The sequence below is a fragment of the Rhizobacter sp. P2_G4 genome (assembly GCF_056403575.1).
Genome location: NZ_JBFUFG010000001.1, coordinates 204,523 through 222,344, shown reverse-complemented (window position 1 = coordinate 222,344; position 17,822 = coordinate 204,523). Strand labels below are relative to the sequence as shown.

Here is a 17,822-nt window from a genome sequence, read left to right as displayed (position 1 = left end):
CGGTCACGCCCACGCTGAGTCAGGCGTGGCAAAGGGCCGTGAGCGCACGGTCACCTCGCCACGCCGCACCACGCTAAGGCTGGCGCGTCCAGTCCTGGTTGAGCCCGCGGCTGCAGGCCTGTTGGCGCACGTCGGCACCGTCGGTCGTCGCGCTGCCGCTCACGTCGGCGCACTTGCCGCTGTGCCGCGCCTTCAGCAGGAAGTAACCGTTGTTCGCGACCCATTGCCACTGCTGGTTGGTGCCGCCGTTGCAGGCCCACTGAATGATGTCGGCGTTGTCGGCCGTCGAGGCACCGCTCACGTCGAGGCACTTGCCGCTGTTGACGTTGACGACATTGAAGTAGCCGTTGCCCGCGTCGAAGAACTGCCACTGCTGCCAGGCGCCCGAATTGAGCGTGTACTGGCCGACGTTCGCGCCGTCGTCCTTGTTCGGGTTCTGCACGTCCAGCACCTTGCTGCTGTTGCGGTTCTTCACGTACTCGACGGCGGGCGGCTGGCCGGCGGTGTAGTTCGTGTCCTTCAGCACCGTGCCGTGCCGATACGGGCCGACCGAGCTGAGGCCGGTCCAGGTGTAGAGGTCGGAGCTGGTCGCGCTCCAGATGCCGCCGTTGGTGTACTTGTCGATGTAGATGCGCCAGTTGCCATCGGTCGTCTGCACCAGGGCCGGTGCTTCGTAGCCGGACCCCCAGCCCGACCAGTTGCCGGTGCCGACCCAGCTCCACGGGCCGAACAGGCTGCTGGCGATCGCGTGCTCGATGTACTTGGTCGTTTCGTTCTTGGCGAAGGCGTGGTACGTGCCGCCTGACTTGACGACGAAGGTGTCGATCTTGTTGGTGCCGATGCCCATGTCGACCGGGGCACTCCAGTGGGTCAGCGTGCTGTCGCTTGCGGTGTAGACATAGGGCTTGAAGGTCGAGCCCTGCGGCCCGAGCGTCACGATCAGCCGCACCGTCGAGCCTTCGACGTACCACTCGGGCGCCCAGGTGTAGTACGTGCCGGACACGCCCGCATCGATTGTCGCGACCTGCGTCCAGTTGATGAGGTTGGTGCTCGACGCAATCGCGAAATAGGTCGACGAGGTGGTCCACGATTGCACGGTGTACGCGATGTAGTACTTGCCATCGGTGTGCTTCATGATGCTCGGGTCGCGCAACACGCCGGTGGAGCCACCGAAGTTGGTGTTCGACAGCAGCCTGAAGCTGGTGGCGTTGTCGGACAGGTAGACCCACAGCTTCTCGTCCGCCGCAGCGTCGCCCTTGAAGGTGGCGAACACGTAGCTCGTGGCCGCGCTGACGTTGACCGCATTCGCGGACAAAAGAAGGCCTGTCGCGCTGGCAAGCAGCGCGCTGCGAAATGAAAGTTTCATCGGTTTGTCTCCGTGGTGCGCGTGCGTGCGCGCTGGTTTTATCGCCGGGGCATGCTAGCGACGGCGATGTCTGCGGGCCAATCGCTTTTTCTCGCGCTGCGATGCCAGGAACGAAATGCCCGGAGCGGCACAGGGTCATGGGTGACGGAGATATGACCAAGCTCTGACGTACAGGCGAGCGATAAAGTTCGGCATGTTCCGACTCCGCCTCTCGCTTGCATTCGCCGCCCTGGTGGCCCTCGTCTGCATCCAGGCCGCGTTCGTCCACTGGGGTTCGGTCCGCGTGCACTCGCACGCGCAGCACAGCCGGCTCGCAAGCGACATCCTGTCCGAGCTGCTGGCGCTGTCGGCGAACAAGCAGCGCCTGCGCGTCTGGGCATCGCAGCAGCTGATGGGCGCCGATGCATCGCTCGACGTGCGCGACCGGCTGCTCGCGCAGATGCAGTCGAGTGCGGGCAACCTGAAGGAACTTGCGGCGCGCGACCTCGACGCACAGAGCGAACTCGCGGCCCGCGACGGCGCGCCTGTGCCGCCCGAAGTACATCAGCTGGTGGCCGTCACCGAGCTGCTGGACGACAACATCGCCGCGGTGCGCTCGCGGCTCGTGCAGTTGACGCCGCTCGAGCGCGGCGCCGAATTCAGCACCGTCTGGCGCGAACTCAACGAGGTGTTCGACAAGGCACGCGGCCGCGACCTGCGAGAGCTCATCAACGGCGCGATCGAGCGCCAGCGCGAAGCGGTACCCGCCGCGCGCGCCATCACCGAACGCGGGCTCGACTTGCTGCGCCTGCAGGCCGGCATCATGGTGCTGGTCACGCTGGTGGCAGCCGCGGTGCTGGCCATGCACATGGGCCGGCGGCTGCAGCGGCCGCTCGACCGCCTGCTCGCCGGCATCAAGGCTCTGCAGGCGGGCGAGCTGGAGCACCGCGTCGCACTCGGGTCGAACGACGAGTTCGACCGCGTGGCCGGGCACTTCAACGCGATGGCCGCCGAGCTGCAGCAGCACCGCAGCGACGCCGACGCGGCACGGCACCGGCTGGAAGATGCGGTGCAGGCGCGCACCCGCGAGTTGAGTTCGGCGCACGACGCGCTGCAGCACGTCGACGCGCGCCGCCGCCAGCTCTTTGCCGACCTGGGCCACGAGCTGCGCACGCCGGCCACGGCGATCCGCGGCGAGGCCGAGATCGCGCTGCGTGGCGCGGACAAGCCGGCCGATGAATACAAGCAGACCTTGTCGCGCATCGTCGGCGGCGTGAAGCAGCTGGCTGGTGTCATCGACGACCTGCTGCTCATCGCCCGCGCCGAAGCCGAGCAGCTGTCGATGCACTTCGATGCGGTCGACCTGCTCGCCCTGCTGCGCGACGCCGCCGAGCAGGCAGAGGCGCTCGGTGCGCAGCATGAGGTCAGCGTGCAGCTCGATGTGCCGGCGAATGCCAGCGGCATGCCGGCCACCGTGCATGCCGATGCCGACCGGCTGCGCCAGGCAGTGGTGATCGCGCTCGACAACGCGGTGCGCTATTCGCGGCGCGGCGGCACCGTGCGGCTGGGCTGGCAGCCCCGCGACGACAGGATGGACATCATGGTGATTGACGAAGGCATCGGCATCGACGCCGAAGAACTGCCGCTCGTGTTCGAGCGCTTCGTGCGCGGGCAGCGTGCGCGCGTGCACCGGCCCGACGGCACCGGCATCGGGCTGTCGATCGCGCAGGCGATCGTGCGGGCGCACCGCGGCGAGATCCGCATCGAGAGCCGCATCGACCGTGGCACCACCGTGTGGATCGAGTTGCCTTGCCACGCAGAGCTGGAGGCACAGTCATGAACCTGCTGGTGGTCGAAGACGACGTGCGCGTCGCCGATTTCCTGCTGCGCGGCCTGAAGGCCGAAGGCTACGGCGTGCAGCTAGCCCGCACCGGTCCGCAGGGCCTGGAGCTTGCGCGTGCCACCGAGCCGGCGCTGCTGATCCTGGACCTGATGCTGCCGGGCCTCAGCGGGCTTGAGTTGTGCCAGACGCTGCGTGCCGAGGGCAGCCATGTGCCGATGCTCATGCTCACCGCGATGAGCAAGCTCGAAGACAAGGTGAACGGCCTGCGCCTCGGCGCAGACGACTACCTCACCAAACCCTTCGCCTTCGAGGAGTTGCTGGCGCGCATCGAGGCGCTGCTGCGCCGCGGCCGCGAACAGCGCCCGCGCGCGACCACGCTGCAGGTGGCCGACCTGCTGCTCGACCGCGAGCGCATGCAAGTCAGCCGGGCCGGCAAGCCGATCGCTCTGACGGCACGCGAACTCGCCTTCCTGGAGCTTCTGATGAGCACGCCGGGGCGTGTGTACAGCCGCGAACGCATCCTCTCGAACGTGTGGGGCACGAACGAAGACCCGCTGACCAATGTCGTCGACGTCTATGTGCGGCGCCTGCGCAGCAAGGTCGACGAAGGCCACCCGGTCGCGCTGATCAAGACCGTGCGCGGGTTGGGCTACCGGCTCGATGCGGATGCGGGCTGACGCCGCGCCGCGTTCATCAGATGTTCATCAAAACATCACCCATTCATCACCTTCGGTGAGGGTCGCCGTTCATCGCTCGTCGAAACAATGACGCCATGCATCGATTGCGATGCAGCACCGAAAAAAACACGGTGTCATTCAACCCTAGACGAGGACTTTCATGAACCTGCTCCGCGCAGCTCTCCTTCCCGCAGCCACCATGGTCGCCATCGGCCTGGCCTCTCCCGCTTTCGCACAGGCACCGGCTGGCGCCACCTGCAAGCCCACCGATGAGAAGCAGGTTGCCGCGCTGTTCGACCGCTGGAACGACTCGCTTCGCACGCTGGACGCCGACAAGGTCGTCGCCAACTACGCGAGCGATGGCGTGCTGCTGGCCACCGTGTCGAACACCCCGCGCACGAACCCGGCGGAGATCCACGACTACTTCGTGAAGTTCCTGAAGAACGCGCCGCAGGGCAAGATCGACAGCCGCACGATCAAGATCGGCTGCAACATCGCGCAGGACATCGGCACCTACACCTTCAAGTTCAAGGACGGCAAGACGGTGCACGCCCGCTACACCTATGTCTACGAGTTCGAGAACGACAAGTGGCTGATCGCGCACCACCATTCGTCGGCCATGCCTGAGGCTGTCAAGGGCAAGTAAGCGTGGGATGACGGCCGGGGTGTTTCACGCCCCGGCCGTTCTGCTTGAACCTGGTCTCAGATCGGGAACTGCGTCGTCGACAGCACCTGCTTCAACACCATGAACGACCGGATCTGCCGCACCCCCGGCAGGTGCAGCAGCTGCTCGGCGTGCAGGCGGTTGAAGCTGTCGCTGTCGCGCGTGCGCAGCAGCATGAAGTAGTCGAACTCGCCGGTCACGATGTGGCATTCCATGCAGCCCGAGACCTTCGCGGCGGCTTTCTCGAAGTCGGCGAACGAGTCAGGGGTCGACCGGTCGAGCACCACGCCGATCATCACCAGCATGCCGGCGTCGAGCGCACGTGGGTTCAGCAGCGCAACGATGCCGGTGATCAGGCCCATCTGCTTGAGCCGCTCGACACGCCGCAAACAAGCCGGCGCACTCAGATTCACCTTGGCCGCCAGCGCCACGTTCGAGAGCGACGCGTCGCGTTGCAGCGACCGCAGGATGGCCTTGTCGGTCCGGTCGATCTCGTGCGTGAGCGAGCCAGGCGGCGATGTGGTGGCACGAACTTTTGTTGCGCTCATGGTCGACTTGCAGAAACTTTTCTCGCCGGGATGACGAGATACCAGGGCAATGTTTCTTCAGCGCAGCCGATTTTGCAACCCTGAAAACAGGCATTTTTTCTACCATGGAGCGATCGTCCGCAGCGATGAAAGCGATCCGAGCATGCCTTCCCTGTTCGCCAGCTTCGATGCCTGGGCGCCGCCCCCAACTCCACAGTCACGAGCCATGAACCTGAAACGCTTCCCCCGCCACGCATTGACCTTCGGCCCCACGCCGATCCAGCACCTCAAGCGCCTGAGCGCGCACCTGGGCGGCGAGGTCGAGCTGTACGCCAAGCGCGAGGACTGCAATAGCGGCCTGGCCTTCGGCGGCAACAAGACGCGCAAGCTCGAGTACCTGATCCCCGAAGCGCTGGCCCAGGGCTGCGACACGCTGGTGTCGATCGGCGGCATCCAGTCCAACCAGACGCGGCAGGTGGCGGCCGTGGCAGCGCACCTCGGCATGAAGTGCGTGCTGGTGCAGGAGAACTGGGTCAACTACTCCGACGCCGTGTACGACCGCGTCGGCAACATCGAGATGTCGCGCATCCTCGGTGCCGATGTGCGGCTCGATGCAGCCGGCTTCGACATCGGCATCCGCCCGAGCTGGGAGCAGGCGATGGAAGACGTGCGCAAGGCCGGCGGCAAGCCCTTCCCGATCCCGGCCGGCTGCTCGGAGCACCCACTCGGTGGCCTGGGCTTCGTGGGCTTTGCCGAAGAGGTGCGCGCGCAAGAGGCCGAACTGGGCTTCAAGTTCGACTACATCGTCGTGTGTTCAGTCACCGGTAGCACGCAGGCCGGCATGGTGGTGGGCTTTGCCGCCGATGGCCGCGCCGACCGCGTGATCGGCATCGATGCGTCGGCCAAGCCGGCGCAAACGCATGCGCAGATTCTTCGCATCGCGCAGAACACCGCGAAGCTGCTCGACCTCGGCCGCGAGATCACCGCGCAAGACGTGGTGCTCGACACCCGCTACGGCGGCCCCGAGTACGGCCTGCCCAACACCGGCACGCTGGAAGCGATCCGCCTGTGCGCACGCCAGGAGGGCATGCTGACCGACCCCGTCTACGAGGGCAAGTCCATGCACGGCATGATCGACAAGGTGCGCCGCGGCGAGTTCCCTGCGGGCTCGAAGGTCCTGTATGCCCACCTGGGCGGCGTGCCGGCGCTCAACGCCTACAGCTTCCTGTTTCGCAACGGCTGAGGGCGGCGCGGCGCTCGGTTGATTGAGTCCACAGCGCTCGCCTCCATGGCGAGTCAGCTCGCCAGGCCCCAGAAAATGTCTTCTGCGTCCTGGTCGCTTGAGAACAAGCGCACCTCGGCGATCTTGCCGTTGTCGATCTTCAAGAGATCGATCCCCGGCTGGGCCAGGCTGATGCCGTCGCGCTCGGCAGCGAAGTCGAGTTCGATCGTGACCCAGCCGCCGTTCTCCATGTAGCGGCTCGCGCGCTCGATGCGGAAGGATCCGCGCGACACGCCCATCATGCCGCCGAGCATCTCGACGACGGCGTGCAAGCCGCGGTGCGTGCCGGAGAACCGATTCTTGCCTGGCTGGTGCCATACGACATCCGCTGCGAAGAGCGTGCCAAGCGCCGCTTGATCTCCGGTTTGCACCGCGCGGATGTAGGTCTGAGCGAGTTCGATGGGCATCATCTGATGTTTCTCCGTTCAACGATTGAGAGGGGTTTGAGATTGCGCGCCGCGCCCGTCGTCCGGGGGAGCAACGTGTTTGGCACAACGCAGCGCATGCGGTCATTTTGCGAACAAATGGCGGCAGACTCACGGTCAGAATACGGGGGACTTATGGTGATAAACGGACAATGAGACGCACACGCCCCTCCGCGCCGAGCGATGACATCGAACGCATCGGCTACCGCCCTGCGGCCCCATACGCGCTCGACATCGAAATCCTGTCGATGCGCAAGCTAAAGGCGCGCATCGCTGCGGAAGAGCTTCGAAGCGCGCATCGGCTCGAGTTTCACCAGCTCATGTGCGTCACCGAAGGCAGTTGCACGCATGTGATCGACTTCAGTCCGATTCCCTGCGAGCCTGGATCGCTGGTCGTCCATCAACCGTCGCAGACCGAGCAGTACGACGTCACGAGCGATTGGGACGGCTGGCTGGTGCTCTTTCGTCCGGAGTTTTTGTTCGCAGCGCCCTCGGGTGCCGCGAGCGACAAGACCGCCGAGGTGAACCTGATCGGAATTCTTGCGGGGCTGCCTCGGCATCTCGCGCTGCCGGCCGCCGAATTCCGTGTCGTCAGAGACGCTCTCTCACGAATGCATGCGGACTCGCAACAGGAGGGCCTGGTGCCCGAGATCCATGCGCTGCTGCGGCATCAGCTCTGCGCGCTGCTGATCCGGCTGCACATGGTGCAGCGGCATCGTGAGGACCTGCAAGCCGCAGCGCCATCGGAATTGCGTCGATTCCGGCGCTTCCAGCAGCTCCTGGAGCAGTCCTTCACCGAGTGGCATCAGGTCGCTCTGTATGCGAACGCGTTAGGGTGTACCGAGAAGACACTGTCGCGCGCGACCCTAAGCGTGGCCGGCCTCACGGCCAAAGCGTTCATCGCGTCGCGCGTCGGCCTGGAAGCGAAGCGCCTGTTGGTCCACACGACGCTCTCGGTGACGGCGATCGCCGACAGCCTCGGTTTCGACGATCCCAGCAACTTCGTGAAGTTCTTCAGGCGCGAGGCGGGCTGCACGCCGCTCGAACTTCGCAGGCAGCACCAACCGGCTTGACGCTCCCGCGGCTTCCGCCGCTCAGATCTTGCCGACCCCGGCGTGTGCTCGCACCGCGGTCGGCACGTCCTCGGTGGCGTAAGGCGTGACGAGGCGCGTGGCCTCGCTCTTCATCGCGTCGATTGGGGCGCTGTCCTGCGCCATGTAGTCGGTCTTGGGCGCCGGCAAAGCGATGTTCGCTTTGCACGGCCGGCCGAAGGCCGCGTTGCACGATGCTGTCGCCGCCGTAGCCGCAGTGGTCGATGCATAGAAGCCGAACAACTTGCCGCGGTGTGCCGGGTCGGCCGAGCCGGCGACGGGCGACGGGACATTCAGGAACTGGTTGCCCTCGAGCAGAACGAGGGTGGGGTCGCCTTCGTAGTCGAGCGCGTGTCCGCCGCTGTTCTCGAACAGGTTGTTCACCACTTGCGCGACGGCGCCGGTGCCCTGCGAGATGATCTTCGGCGCACGGCCGTCGAAGTCGTGCAGCCAGTTGCCGCTCATCGTGACCCGGCCGTTGGCGTAGAGCAGGATATTCCAGTAGTGGCGGCTGTTGCAGTCGATCGAGTAGTCGGTGCGGCCGTCGAACTCGTTGTTCGAGACGGTGAGCATGTCGACCTTGGCTGTGGCCGTTCCGTCGCCGGTCACCAGCAGCTGCCGCCCGATGCGGGCAAAGCGGTTGTGGTCGACCCACACGCCGGTGGCATCGTTGATGGTCAACGCATCGCCGCCCCACACCTTGCCTTCGTTGATGTCGGTGATGGAGATGTTGCGGATGATGACGTTGGTGACGCCCTGTTTCAGCAGCAGGCCCCGGCCCTTGATGCCGGCGTTGGCGCCGACGCCTAGGAGGGTCTTGTTCGAGCCGATGCGAATGCCGCCGGTACCGACGGGGTCGTAGTTGTAGGTGGACTTGGTCTGCCCGTCGCAGTAGGGCAGCTGCCAATCCTGGGCGGTCAGCATGATCTCGCGCTGCTTCGGCGCAGCGCATGTCTTGGTCGGCGAGGCCGTGTTCGGCGTCAGGCAGCCGGCCACCGGCGTGAGCGACTTGCTGGTGAAGTCGATCGTCGACTCGATCTTGATCGTGCGCGCAGCGGTGTCGGTGCAGCCCGTGGAAGCCATCGTGCGGCAGAGTTCGTGCACCAGCTGATCCGCCGTGCTCACGGTCACCACCTCGCCGCCCGCACCCCCTGTCACGCCTGCAGCGAACCCCGCCGGCGAACTTGCAGTGGCTGTCGGGTCGGTCGGCGTCGATCCCGTCGGGGCAGAGGCTCCCTGGTTGGGCGCACTTGGCGCATCGACCGTACCGCCGGATGAGTTGCCGCCGCCGCAGGCTGCGACCGATACGGTGATGGCAACAGCAGCAATGCCCGCCGCGATCAGGGTCGACAGGTTGAGTCGTATGTTCACGAGGGCTCTTCTTTCACGGCGGTTTGAGGGCGGCGCGGAATGTACCTGCCAGCCACCGGCAAGTCATTCCCGAATCATTGCCAACTTCTCAACGGCCACCCTTCCCAGTCGTTTCCGTGACACCCTGCGCGTAAACAGGAAGGGTTCGCGGCTCCCTGCTGCGGGGCTCAAGGCAGGAAGTAACCGGCCTCGTTCATGTCTGCAAGAAGGCCAGGGCCCGTGGGCTCCCACGCGAGCCGGGACCGCGTGTGATCGCTCGATGTCGGCGCGTCCATCGCCGCAAACATCGCGAACCAGCCGAAGTGCGCGGCGGCCTCTTCGCGGCTCTTGGCCACGACCGGCACACAGAGTTGTTTTCCGATGGCGTCGGCGATGATCTTGAAGACCACACCTTGCTCGGCGACCGCATGAAAACGGTCGCCGCCGTTTGCGCCCTTCTCCAGGGCCAGACGGTACAGACGGGCGGCGTCGAGGCGATGAACTGCTGGCCAGCGGTTCTGCCCATCGCTTGCATAGACGGAGATGCCCTTTTCGCGAGCGATGTTGATCAACATCGGCACGAAGCCGTGGTCTCCGCGCCCGTGAACCGAGGGCGCCAGCCGGACCACCATCGCCCGCACGCCTTTCTTCACGAGTAGGTCAGCCGTCGCTTCGGAGACGCGCGGGAATATCGCTGGGTCGGCCACCGGGCGATCGGCTTCCGTTGCGAGACGGCCGGGCGCCAGATGGGCCAGGCCAGACGTCACGACCAATGGGCGATCAGAGCCTTCGAACGCCGCGCCGAGTGCTTCGATCGCACGCTGATCCAACACGCAGTTCTCGCGGAAGCGCGAGAAGTCGTGGTTGAAAGCAGTGTGGATGACCCCATCGCAACTCGCCGCGGCTCGGCGCAGGCCATCGAGGTCTTCCAATGAGCCTCGTTGGGGCTCGGCGCCCGCCGCCACCAGGCTCGCCGCGGCAGCCTCGGTGCGGGCCAGGCCGAGGATCTGATGGCCCGCACCCAGAAGTTCCTGAACCACTGCCGAGCCCACGAACCCCGTGGCGCCAGTAACGAATACACGCATGAACAAACTCCATCGTTGTGATGGAGATGACTTTCGATTCAGAATCCAACGGCGTAAAGGCGTGACCTTATACAGGTATAAGAACCAACTGGATGTCGACCTCTTCTTCGCATGACCCGGCACTGAGCGCCTACCTCAAAGACCGCCGGATGAAGCTGGACCCGGCCGACTTCGGGCTGGTCGGAACGCGTCGGCGAACGCCTGGTCTCAGGCGCGAGGAAGTGGCGCAGCGGGCCAGCATCAGCGTGACCTGGTACACCTGGCTCGAGCAAGGCCGAGGCGGTGCACCGTCGGCCGAAGTGCTCAACCGGATCGCGCAGGCCCTGGTGCTCACCGACGTCGAGCGCGAGCACCTGTTCCTGTTGGCGTTCGGGCGTCGCGCTGAGTCCGGCGTCCGTGCCCCCGAGGGCATCTCTCCGCGCCTTCGGCGCGTGCTCGATGCGATGGAACGCAGCCCGGCGTATGTGAAGACGCTCACCTGGGACCTGGTGGCATGGAACCGCGCCGCATCGGCCGTCTTCGGCTACGACGCGCTGGAACCGGATCAGCGCAACATCCTGCGCCGGATCTTTTGCGACCCGGCCGTGCGGAGCAAGCAGGACGACTGGAACAGCGTCGCACGCTTCGTGGTGGCCGCGTTTCGCGCCGATGCAGCGCGTGCCGGTGCCGCAGAGAACGTCAAGACGCTCGTGTCCGAGATGTGCGAGCGCAGCCCCGAGTTCGAGGCCCTGTGGCGCGAGCACGATGTTCGCGGCTATGGAGAAGGAACCAAGCGTCTCCATCTCCCGCGGGTCGGGCCGCTCGATCTCGAGTACTCCGCGTTTGTCGTCGACGGCCGGCCCGACCTCACCATGGTGATCTTCAACCCGATCACACCGACTGATTCGGATGTGGTGCGGTCATTGATCGACGCCATGCCGGCATCCTAGCTGGGCCGTCGCTCACGAACGCTCTTTCATCACCGCCGGCCCTTCTTCGGCCAGGTCCCAGAACAACCCCGCCATGATGTGCAGCGACTCGCGCGTGAGGTCGGCGAGGATGTGTTCGTTTGGCGCGTGCTGCGAACACGCCGCATACGAGTGCGGCACCCACAGCGTCGGCAGGCCCAGCGTTTCGGAGAACACGTCGTTGGGCAGCGAGCCGCCGAGGTTGGGCAGCAAGGCCGGCCGCTTGCCGGTGCTGCGCTCCATCGACGCCAGGCCCCAGCGCACCCACGCGTCGTCTGGGTCGAGCCGGGTTGCGGCCATGTGCATCTCGGTGCCGCGCAGCTCGACGTCGTCGAAGCCCTGCGCGTCGAGGTGCGCGCGGATGTGCGCGAGGAAGTTCGCCACGTCGCTGCCGACGACGTAGCGCATGTGGCAATGCGCGCGCGCCTCGGCCGGAATGGCATGCACCGGCATGGCAGGGTTGCCGGTGGTGAAGGCCAGCACCTCCAGGCTGTTCCAGCCGATCACGCGCTCGGCGGGCGAGAGGCCGGGCTCGCCCCAGTCGGGGTCGATCTCCGGGTCGCCGGGGCCGCCGCCGACCTCGATGTCTTGCAGCGCACTGCGCACGCTCTCGGGCAGCTCGGCCGGCAGCAGGCCCGGCACGAGGATGCGGCCCTTCGCGTCGACCAGGCTTGCGATTGCATGCGCCAAACGGATGCCGGGGTTGCGCAGCAGACCGCCCCAGTTGCCCGAGTGGTGGCCACCATCGCGCAGCTTCAGGTGCAGCCCGAAATTGAACACGCCGCGCGAGCCGAGGAACATCGTCGCGCGCGAAGCCGCCACGCGTGGGCCGTCGGAGGCAAGGAAGAGATCGGCCGCCAGCAGCTCGCGGTGCTGTGCGCAGACCTCGTTCAGACCGGGGGAGCCGGCCTCTTCGCCCATCTCGAGAATGATCTTCACGTTGTAGCCGAGCGTGCCGCCGCGCACCGCAAGCACCTGCTCGAGCGCGACGAGGTTGATGGTGTGCTGGCCCTTGTTGTCGGCCGTGCCGCGCCCGTACCAGCGGTTGCCTTCGACGACGATGTCCCATGGGTTGAGGCCCGCGCGCCACTGCGCATCGTAGCCGCGCACCACGTCGCCATGGCCATAGGTCAGCAGCGTGAATGCGGCGCCCGGCTCGATGCGCTCGGCGAGCAGGAAGGGACAACGTGGCGTCACCGGGTTCTCGACGATGCGGCAGCTGAAGCCCAGGCGCTCCAGGTGCGGCGCGATCTCGTCGCTCAGGTAGGCGTGCAGTGCAGGGCCGCTCGCCTCGTCCTGGCTTTCAGTGCGCATCGCGACGCGGCGCGCCAACGCCTGCTGGAAGCGGCCGTCGTCGAAGCAGGCAAGGGTTTGATCGATGGCGTGCTGACGGGTCATGCAGCGATTCCTTCCGGGACAAAAATTTCAGGGATGCCGAGACCAGGCTCGGGCGACAACGCAGAGGCCAGCAGCGCACGGGTGTAAGGGTGTTCGGGCCGCGCGAAGATCTGCTCGCGCGTGCCCAGCTCCACGATGGCGCCGCGGTGCATCACGGCCACGCGGTCGACCAGGTGCTCGACGACGCCGAGGTCGTGGCTGATGAAGAAGTAGGTCAGCCCGAACTCGGCCTTCAGGTCCATCAACAGGTTCAGGATCTGCGCCTGCACCGAGACATCGAGTGCCGAGGTCGGCTCGTCGCAGACGAGGATGTCGGGCCGCAGCACCAGCGCGCGTGCGATCGCCACACGTTGGCGCTGCCCGCCCGAGAGCTGGTTCGGGTACTGCTGGTGCGTGCGCTCCGGCATGCCGACGAGGTCGAGCGTCTCGCGCACCAGCCGCTGCTGCTCGGCGCGCGAGCCCACCTGGTGGATGCGCAGCGGCACGCCGACGATGTCGGCCACCGTGCGGCGCGGGTTCAGCGACGAGTACGGGTCCTGGAAGATCGGCTGGATCTGCCGTGCGCGTGCACGGCGCTGGCGCGGGTCGATCTCCTGGCCATGCAGCAGCACGTTGCCCGACGTGGGTGCGAGCAGGCCCAGCAGCATCTTCGCGAGCGTGCTCTTGCCGCAGCCGGATTCGCCCACCAGCCCCAGCGTCTCACCCTTGGCGACGCGCAGCGAGACGTTGTCGACTGCCTTGATCTCACCGGGCTTGCTGAACAGGCCGCGCTTGAGCGTGAAGGTGCGGCTCAGCGCACACAGCTCCAGCGCGTAAGCCGACTTCATCATGCTGCCTCTGAGTACATGTGCGACGGTCTTGCAGCGACGCATCGCACCACATGGTGTGAGTTGAGTTCGACCCGCGGCGGCGTCTGCACGCAGGCGTCTCGCACTTCAGGGCAACGGTTCGCGAACGCACAGCCCGACACCGCCCCGATGAGGCTCGGCACGACACCAGGAATGGACTGCAGCCGGCTGCCGGGCAGCGTCTTGCCGCGCACGGGAATGCAGCTCAGCAGCCCGCGCGTGTACGGGTGCGACGGTTGCGCGAACAGCTCGGCGACCGGCGCGGTCTCGACGATCTCGCCGGCGTACATCACCGCCACGCGGTCGGCGATGCGTGCGACCACGCCGAGGTCGTGCGTGATGAAGACCACCGCGGTGCCGAACTCGCGCTGCAGCTCGCGGATGAGCCTCAGGATCTGCGCCTGGATGGTCACGTCGAGTGCCGTCGTCGGCTCGTCGGCAATGATGAGGTCGGGGCCGCACATCAGCGCCATCGCGATCATCACGCGCTGACGCAGACCACCGGAGAGCTGATGCGGGTACTGGCGCAAACGGTCCGCAGCCTGCGGCACGCCGGCGCGTTCGAGCAGGTAGACCGCGCGCTCGCGCGCCTGCGCTGCGGTGCTGGGGCGGTGTGCCCGCAAGGCCTCGCACAGCTGGTCGCCCAGCGTGTATGAGGGATTCAGCGAGGTCATCGGCTCCTGGAAGATCATGGCCATGCGTGCGCCGCGCAGCGCATTCATCTCGCGCTCGGGCAGGCCTTGCAGGTCGACGCCGTCGAAGCGGATGTGGTCGGCGCTACGCTGCGCCTTGCGCGGCAGCAGGCCCATCAGCGCAAGCGAGGTCATCGACTTGCCGCAACCCGACTCGCCAACGAGGCACAGCATCTCGCCGCGCCGCACCTGGAAGTCGATGCCGCGCACGGCGCGCAGCAGGCCGCGTTCGGTTGGCAGGTCCACCCGGAGGTTCTTCACGTCGAGAAGCAATGAGTCCTTGGGAACGGTCATGGCGGGTTCCTCAGTTGCGGCCATCCGGCGCCGTCACGTCGCGCAGGCCATCGCCGACGAGATTGATGCCCAGCACCAGCACCGCCAGCACCACGCCGGGAATCACGATGACCCAGGGCTGGAAGAACATGTAGGCCTTGCCCTCGGCCACCATCAGTCCCCACGACGGCGTCGGCGGTTGCACGCCCAGGCCCAGGAACGACAGCGTGGCCTCGAGCAGGATCGCGTGCGCCATCTCCAGCGTTGCAACCACGGTGAGTGCGCTCATCAGGTTGGGCAGCAGCTCGCGCAGCAGGATGTACGGCGTGGAGGCACCCAGCGCCTTGGCTGCCGCGATGAACTCGGCGTCTCGCAGCTGCTGCGTGGCAGAGCGCGTGACGATCGCGAAGCGGTCCCACAGCAGAAGGCCGAGCAGCACGATCACGACCTTCAGCGAGCCACCGACCAGCGCCGCCGTGGCCAGCGCGACCAGCACCACCGGCAGCGCCAGCCGCGTCGTGATGATGTAGCTGACCACCGCATCGACGCGCCCGCCGTAGTAGCCGGCGAGCACGCCCATCGTCGTGCCGATCAGGCCCGAGATCAGCGCCGTGGCGAGGCCGATGAACAGCGAAACACGGGCGCCGTACAGCAGCCGGCTGAGGTAGTCGCGGCCGAGCTTGTCGGTGCCGAGCAAATGCTCCCAGCTGCCCTTGGCGTACCAAGCCGGCGGGATCATGCGCTGCGTGACCTCTTGCGCATACGGATCGTGCGGTGCGAGCCAGGGCGCGAACAACGCCGCGAGAGCGATCAGGCCGAGGATCACGCTGCCAAGCACCAGGCCTCGGTGGCCGAGGCTGCGGCGCAAGCCGCGGCGCCACGCGGGGATCGGCGGCAAGGGCAAGGGCGCGGACATGATGAGGTGGCTGCTCGACATCGTGTGCCTCAGCGGGTGCGCACCCGCGGGTCGAGCGCGGCGTTGAGTACATCGGCGACGAAGGTCAGCCCGATGTAGAACACCGCGATGATCAACACCACCGCCTGCACCACCGGGTAGTCGTTGCGCGAGATCGAATCCCATGCGAGCTGGCCGAGGCCCTGCATCGAATACACCGACTCGATCACCACCGAGCCGCCGAGCATGAAGCCGAGCTCGACGGCAGCGAGCGCCATCACCGGGATGATGGCGTTGCGCAGCGCGTGCTTGAAGACCACGCGCGCCGGACTCAGGCCCTTGGCCCGCGCGGTGCGGATGTAGTCGGAGCCCAGCACGTCGAGCATGCCGGCGCGCGTGAGGCGCATCAGCGAAGGCATGGCGTAGTAGCCCAGCGCGATGGCCGGCAACACGAAGTGCTGCCAGCTCGTGTTGCCGGCCACCGGCAGCCACTTGAGTCCGACCGAGAACACCAGGATCAGCGTCAGCGCGAACCAGAAGTTCGGCATCGCCTGCCCGACCACGGCCACCAGCAGCGAGAGCCGGTCGACCCAGCTGTCGCGGTAGATGGCAGCCAGCACGCCGAGCGGGATGGCCACGAGCACCGCCAGCAGTAGCGCGACGCCACCGAGCTTCAGCGTGACCGGCAGGCGCTCGCCGATGAGCTCCATCACCGTGTTCTGGAAGTAGAACGAGCGCCCGAAGTCGAGTTGCACCGCTGCCCCCAGCCAGTCTGCGAACTGGAGTGTGATCGGGCGGTCGAGCCCGTACTGCACGCGCACCTTCTCGACGTCGGCCGCGGTGGACTCCGGCCCCGCGATCGCGGTGGCCAGGTCGCCCGACAGGTGCAGCAGCATGAAGCTGACGACGGCCACTGTGAGCATCACGCTCAGGCCCACGAGCAGCCGGCGAACGATGTAGGTCAGCATGACGGCGTTGGTGCCTGTCGTGCCTACTTCCAGCTCGCCTGGAAGAAGCGCGGCAACTCATCGGGCTGAGCCTCGAACTTCAGGTCCGACGTGAACGCGTAGTTGGTCGAGTACGAGAACAGCGGCGCCCACATCGCCTGAGCCGAGATGCGCTGCAGAGCCTGCGCGTACTTGGCCTTGCGCTCTGCCTTGTCGACAGTGGCGTCGGCCGTCTGCAGCAGCGCGATGACCTGCGGGTCTTTCGCGGTGTCGTCCGGCCCGCCCTTGAAAAAGTTGCCGGCAAAGGCCGACGCATCGTTGACGCCGAACGAGCCCCAGGCCTGGAACGTCAACGGTGCGCGGCCGGCGCGCAGTTCGGTGCGCAGGGCCGGGTACTGCACGAAATGCAGGCGCGCGCGGATGCCGATCTTGCGCAGGTCGCCGATGATGGCCTCGGCGTAGTCACGCTCGCGGTAGGCCCACAGGTCGGTGTCGAAGCCGTTCGCGTAGCCGGCCTCGGCCATCAATGCCTTGGCCTTGGCGGGGTTGTAGTCGTAGGGCGTCACCTTGGCGGTGTCGCAGCCGAACTGGGTGCGGAAGCAGGGCGCGTAAACGGCTTGGCTGCCGCCGCGCACCAGGCTGTCGGCCATGGCCTTGCGGTTGATCGCGTGGTTGACGGCTTGGCGCACGCGGGCGTCCTTGAACGGCGCGGCCTCGGGCGTTGTGCCGTTGTTGTTGATCGAGACGAAACCGACGCGCATGGTCTCGCCGCTCAGCACGTTCATGTTGGGCGTGGCCTTCAGCGACTCGGCCTGATCGGCCGGCACACGCCAGATCCAGTCGACGGCGCCCGTCATCAGCTGTGCCGCGCGGGCCTCGGGGTCGCGCACCACCGAGAACTTCACGGTGCCGATGCGCGGCTGGCCCAGCGGGCTGTCCTTGTAGTAAGCCGCGTTCTTCACCATCGTCACGCCCTGGCCAGGCACGACCGCAGTGATCTTGTACGGGCCGGTGCCGACCGGGGCCTTGCTGTAACCCTCGATGCCGACCTTTTGGAAGTAGGCCGCGGGGTAGATCGGCGTCGGGCCGGCCAGGTATTCGAACGCCGCCGGGAAGGGTGTCTTCAGGTTGATGCGCACCTGGTAATCGCTGACCTTCTCGGCGTTCTTGATCCAGTCGGTGTTCTGGCGGGTGGCGATCTTGGCCTCTGGCGCGGTGATCACGTTGAAGGTAAAGACCACGTCGTCGGCGCTGAACTTGTCGCCGTTGTGGAAGGTGACGCCCTGGCGCAGCGTGAGCAGCAGCGCGGTCGGCGACTCCCACTTCCAGGCGGTGGCGAGCTGCGGTTTGTACTCGCCGGTCTTCTGGTCGCGGTAGACCAGCGTGTCCCAGGCCATGTTGGCGAGGATCACGCCTTCGCGCATGTTGTTGTGATACGGGCTGACGTTCTCGACCTCGTTGTCCGAGGCGTAGACCAGCGTGTCGTTGGCCTTGCCGGCGTGCGCCGCGACCGCGAGGCCAGCCGCCATGCAC

17 protein-coding genes are annotated in these 17,822 nt (G+C 66.5%); 6 read left to right on the top strand and 11 right to left on the bottom strand.

Going from position 1 to position 17,822, the window contains the following annotated elements; genetic code table 11:
* Positions 1-73: 73 nt before the first annotated feature.
* A complete protein-coding gene (locus AC1DYS_RS01075) occupies positions 74-1,366 on the bottom strand; it encodes an RICIN domain-containing protein (RefSeq protein ID WP_477895190.1) in 1,293 nt (430 codons plus the stop codon).
* Between the two features lie 193 nt (positions 1,367-1,559).
* On the opposite strand from AC1DYS_RS01075, the gene AC1DYS_RS01070 reads away from it, so the two are divergent.
* From AC1DYS_RS01070 to AC1DYS_RS01060, 3 genes are all read left to right on the top strand, one after another.
* Positions 1,560-3,185, top strand: coding sequence for a sensor histidine kinase (locus AC1DYS_RS01070; RefSeq protein WP_477895188.1), 1,626 nt, complete (start codon positions 1,560-1,562; stop codon positions 3,183-3,185).
* Entirely contained in the window at positions 3,182-3,865 is a 684-nt protein-coding gene (locus tag AC1DYS_RS01065) for a response regulator transcription factor (protein WP_477895186.1), read from the top strand. The genes AC1DYS_RS01070 and AC1DYS_RS01065 overlap by 4 nt, the downstream gene beginning before the upstream one ends.
* A gap of 160 nt (positions 3,866-4,025) precedes the next feature.
* Positions 4,026-4,511 (top strand): SgcJ/EcaC family oxidoreductase, encoded by a 486-nt coding sequence (locus AC1DYS_RS01060; protein ID WP_477895184.1) that lies wholly within the window; start codon positions 4,026-4,028, stop codon positions 4,509-4,511.
* A gap of 56 nt (positions 4,512-4,567) precedes the next feature.
* Here the strand turns inward: AC1DYS_RS01060 and AC1DYS_RS01055 are convergent, their stop codons facing one another.
* Positions 4,568-5,077 (bottom strand): Lrp/AsnC family transcriptional regulator, encoded by a 510-nt coding sequence (locus AC1DYS_RS01055; RefSeq protein ID WP_477895182.1) that lies wholly within the window; start codon positions 5,075-5,077, stop codon positions 4,568-4,570.
* A 205-nt stretch (positions 5,078-5,282) separates the two neighbouring features.
* Between AC1DYS_RS01055 and AC1DYS_RS01050 the strand changes: the two genes are divergently transcribed.
* On the top strand, positions 5,283-6,299 hold the full coding sequence (locus tag AC1DYS_RS01050) for a 1-aminocyclopropane-1-carboxylate deaminase (protein ID WP_477895181.1): 1,017 nt from the start codon (positions 5,283-5,285) through the stop codon (positions 6,297-6,299).
* A gap of 53 nt (positions 6,300-6,352) precedes the next feature.
* Here the strand turns inward: AC1DYS_RS01050 and AC1DYS_RS01045 are convergent, their stop codons facing one another.
* Entirely contained in the window at positions 6,353-6,748 is a 396-nt protein-coding gene (locus AC1DYS_RS01045; RefSeq protein ID WP_477895180.1) for a nuclear transport factor 2 family protein, read from the bottom strand.
* A gap of 104 nt (positions 6,749-6,852) precedes the next feature.
* Between AC1DYS_RS01045 and AC1DYS_RS01040 the strand changes: the two genes are divergently transcribed.
* Positions 6,853-7,836 carry a helix-turn-helix domain-containing protein gene (locus tag AC1DYS_RS01040; protein WP_477895179.1) on the top strand — a complete coding sequence of 328 codons (984 nt, stop codon included), beginning with the start codon at positions 6,853-6,855 and terminating at the stop codon, positions 7,834-7,836.
* Between the two features lie 21 nt (positions 7,837-7,857).
* Here AC1DYS_RS01040 and AC1DYS_RS01035 read toward each other — a convergent pair whose 3' ends face one another.
* Both AC1DYS_RS01035 and AC1DYS_RS01030 read right to left on the bottom strand, forming a co-directional pair.
* Positions 7,858-9,225 (bottom strand): polysaccharide lyase family 1 protein, encoded by a 1,368-nt coding sequence (locus tag AC1DYS_RS01035; RefSeq protein ID WP_477895178.1) that lies wholly within the window; start codon positions 9,223-9,225, stop codon positions 7,858-7,860.
* Positions 9,226-9,392: 167 nt separating this feature from the next.
* Positions 9,393-10,289 carry an SDR family oxidoreductase gene (locus AC1DYS_RS01030; protein WP_477897231.1) on the bottom strand — a complete coding sequence of 299 codons (897 nt, stop codon included), beginning with the start codon at positions 10,287-10,289 and terminating at the stop codon, positions 9,393-9,395.
* A gap of 92 nt (positions 10,290-10,381) precedes the next feature.
* On the opposite strand from AC1DYS_RS01030, the gene AC1DYS_RS01025 reads away from it, so the two are divergent.
* Positions 10,382-11,218: a helix-turn-helix transcriptional regulator gene (locus tag AC1DYS_RS01025; RefSeq protein WP_477895177.1), complete on the top strand. Its 837-nt coding sequence runs from the start codon at positions 10,382-10,384 to the stop codon at positions 11,216-11,218.
* Between the two features lie 12 nt (positions 11,219-11,230).
* Here the strand turns inward: AC1DYS_RS01025 and AC1DYS_RS01020 are convergent, their stop codons facing one another.
* From AC1DYS_RS01020 to AC1DYS_RS00995, 6 genes are read right to left on the bottom strand one after another with little or no spacing between them, the layout of a single operon-like run.
* Positions 11,231-12,634, bottom strand: coding sequence for a M20 family metallopeptidase (locus tag AC1DYS_RS01020; RefSeq protein ID WP_477895176.1), 1,404 nt, complete (start codon positions 12,632-12,634; stop codon positions 11,231-11,233).
* Complete coding sequence (locus tag AC1DYS_RS01015) at positions 12,631-13,464, bottom strand: ATP-binding cassette domain-containing protein (protein ID WP_477895175.1); 834 nt, start codon at positions 13,462-13,464, stop codon at positions 12,631-12,633. Before AC1DYS_RS01015 ends, AC1DYS_RS01020 begins: the two co-directional genes overlap by 4 nt.
* Entirely contained in the window at positions 13,461-14,468 is a 1,008-nt protein-coding gene (locus AC1DYS_RS01010) for an ABC transporter ATP-binding protein (RefSeq protein ID WP_477895174.1), read from the bottom strand. Before AC1DYS_RS01010 ends, AC1DYS_RS01015 begins: the two co-directional genes overlap by 4 nt.
* Before the next feature lie 10 nt (positions 14,469-14,478).
* Positions 14,479-15,363, bottom strand: coding sequence for an ABC transporter permease (locus tag AC1DYS_RS01005; RefSeq protein ID WP_477895172.1), 885 nt, complete (start codon positions 15,361-15,363; stop codon positions 14,479-14,481).
* A gap of 29 nt (positions 15,364-15,392) precedes the next feature.
* On the bottom strand, positions 15,393-16,310 hold the full coding sequence (locus AC1DYS_RS01000) for an ABC transporter permease (RefSeq protein WP_477895170.1): 918 nt from the start codon (positions 16,308-16,310) through the stop codon (positions 15,393-15,395).
* Positions 16,311-16,333: 23 nt separating this feature from the next.
* Positions 16,334-17,818: an ABC transporter substrate-binding protein gene (locus AC1DYS_RS00995; protein WP_477897229.1), complete on the bottom strand. Its 1,485-nt coding sequence runs from the start codon at positions 17,816-17,818 to the stop codon at positions 16,334-16,336.
* Positions 17,819-17,822 lie beyond the last annotated feature (4 nt).

What these genes read in the sequence shown, in the direction of transcription:
- AC1DYS_RS01065 (WP_477895186.1), top strand. Translation starts at nt 3,182, where the DNA reads ATGAACCTGCTGGTGGTCGAAGACGACGTGCGCGTCGCCGATTTCCTG.
- AC1DYS_RS00995 (WP_477897229.1), bottom strand. Translation starts at nt 17,818, where the DNA reads ATGGCGGCTGGCCTCGCGGTCGCGGCGCACGCCGGCAAGGCCAACGAC.
- AC1DYS_RS01020 (WP_477895176.1), bottom strand. Translation starts at nt 12,634, where the DNA reads ATGACCCGTCAGCACGCCATCGATCAAACCCTTGCCTGCTTCGACGAC.
- AC1DYS_RS01060 (WP_477895184.1), top strand. Translation starts at nt 4,026, where the DNA reads ATGAACCTGCTCCGCGCAGCTCTCCTTCCCGCAGCCACCATGGTCGCC.
- AC1DYS_RS01050 (WP_477895181.1), top strand. Translation starts at nt 5,283, where the DNA reads ATGAACCTGAAACGCTTCCCCCGCCACGCATTGACCTTCGGCCCCACG.
- AC1DYS_RS01025 (WP_477895177.1), top strand. Translation starts at nt 10,382, where the DNA reads ATGTCGACCTCTTCTTCGCATGACCCGGCACTGAGCGCCTACCTCAAA.
- AC1DYS_RS01070 (WP_477895188.1), top strand. Translation starts at nt 1,560, where the DNA reads ATGTTCCGACTCCGCCTCTCGCTTGCATTCGCCGCCCTGGTGGCCCTC.
- AC1DYS_RS01015 (WP_477895175.1), bottom strand. Translation starts at nt 13,464, where the DNA reads ATGATGAAGTCGGCTTACGCGCTGGAGCTGTGTGCGCTGAGCCGCACC.
- AC1DYS_RS01075 (WP_477895190.1), bottom strand. Translation starts at nt 1,366, where the DNA reads ATGAAACTTTCATTTCGCAGCGCGCTGCTTGCCAGCGCGACAGGCCTT.
- AC1DYS_RS01000 (WP_477895170.1), bottom strand. Translation starts at nt 16,310, where the DNA reads ATGCTGACCTACATCGTTCGCCGGCTGCTCGTGGGCCTGAGCGTGATG.
- AC1DYS_RS01055 (WP_477895182.1), bottom strand. Translation starts at nt 5,077, where the DNA reads ATGAGCGCAACAAAAGTTCGTGCCACCACATCGCCGCCTGGCTCGCTC.
- AC1DYS_RS01030 (WP_477897231.1), bottom strand. Translation starts at nt 10,289, where the DNA reads ATGCGTGTATTCGTTACTGGCGCCACGGGGTTCGTGGGCTCGGCAGTG.
- AC1DYS_RS01045 (WP_477895180.1), bottom strand. Translation starts at nt 6,748, where the DNA reads ATGATGCCCATCGAACTCGCTCAGACCTACATCCGCGCGGTGCAAACC.
- AC1DYS_RS01005 (WP_477895172.1), bottom strand. Translation starts at nt 15,363, where the DNA reads ATGTCCGCGCCCTTGCCCTTGCCGCCGATCCCCGCGTGGCGCCGCGGC.
- AC1DYS_RS01010 (WP_477895174.1), bottom strand. Translation starts at nt 14,468, where the DNA reads ATGACCGTTCCCAAGGACTCATTGCTTCTCGACGTGAAGAACCTCCGG.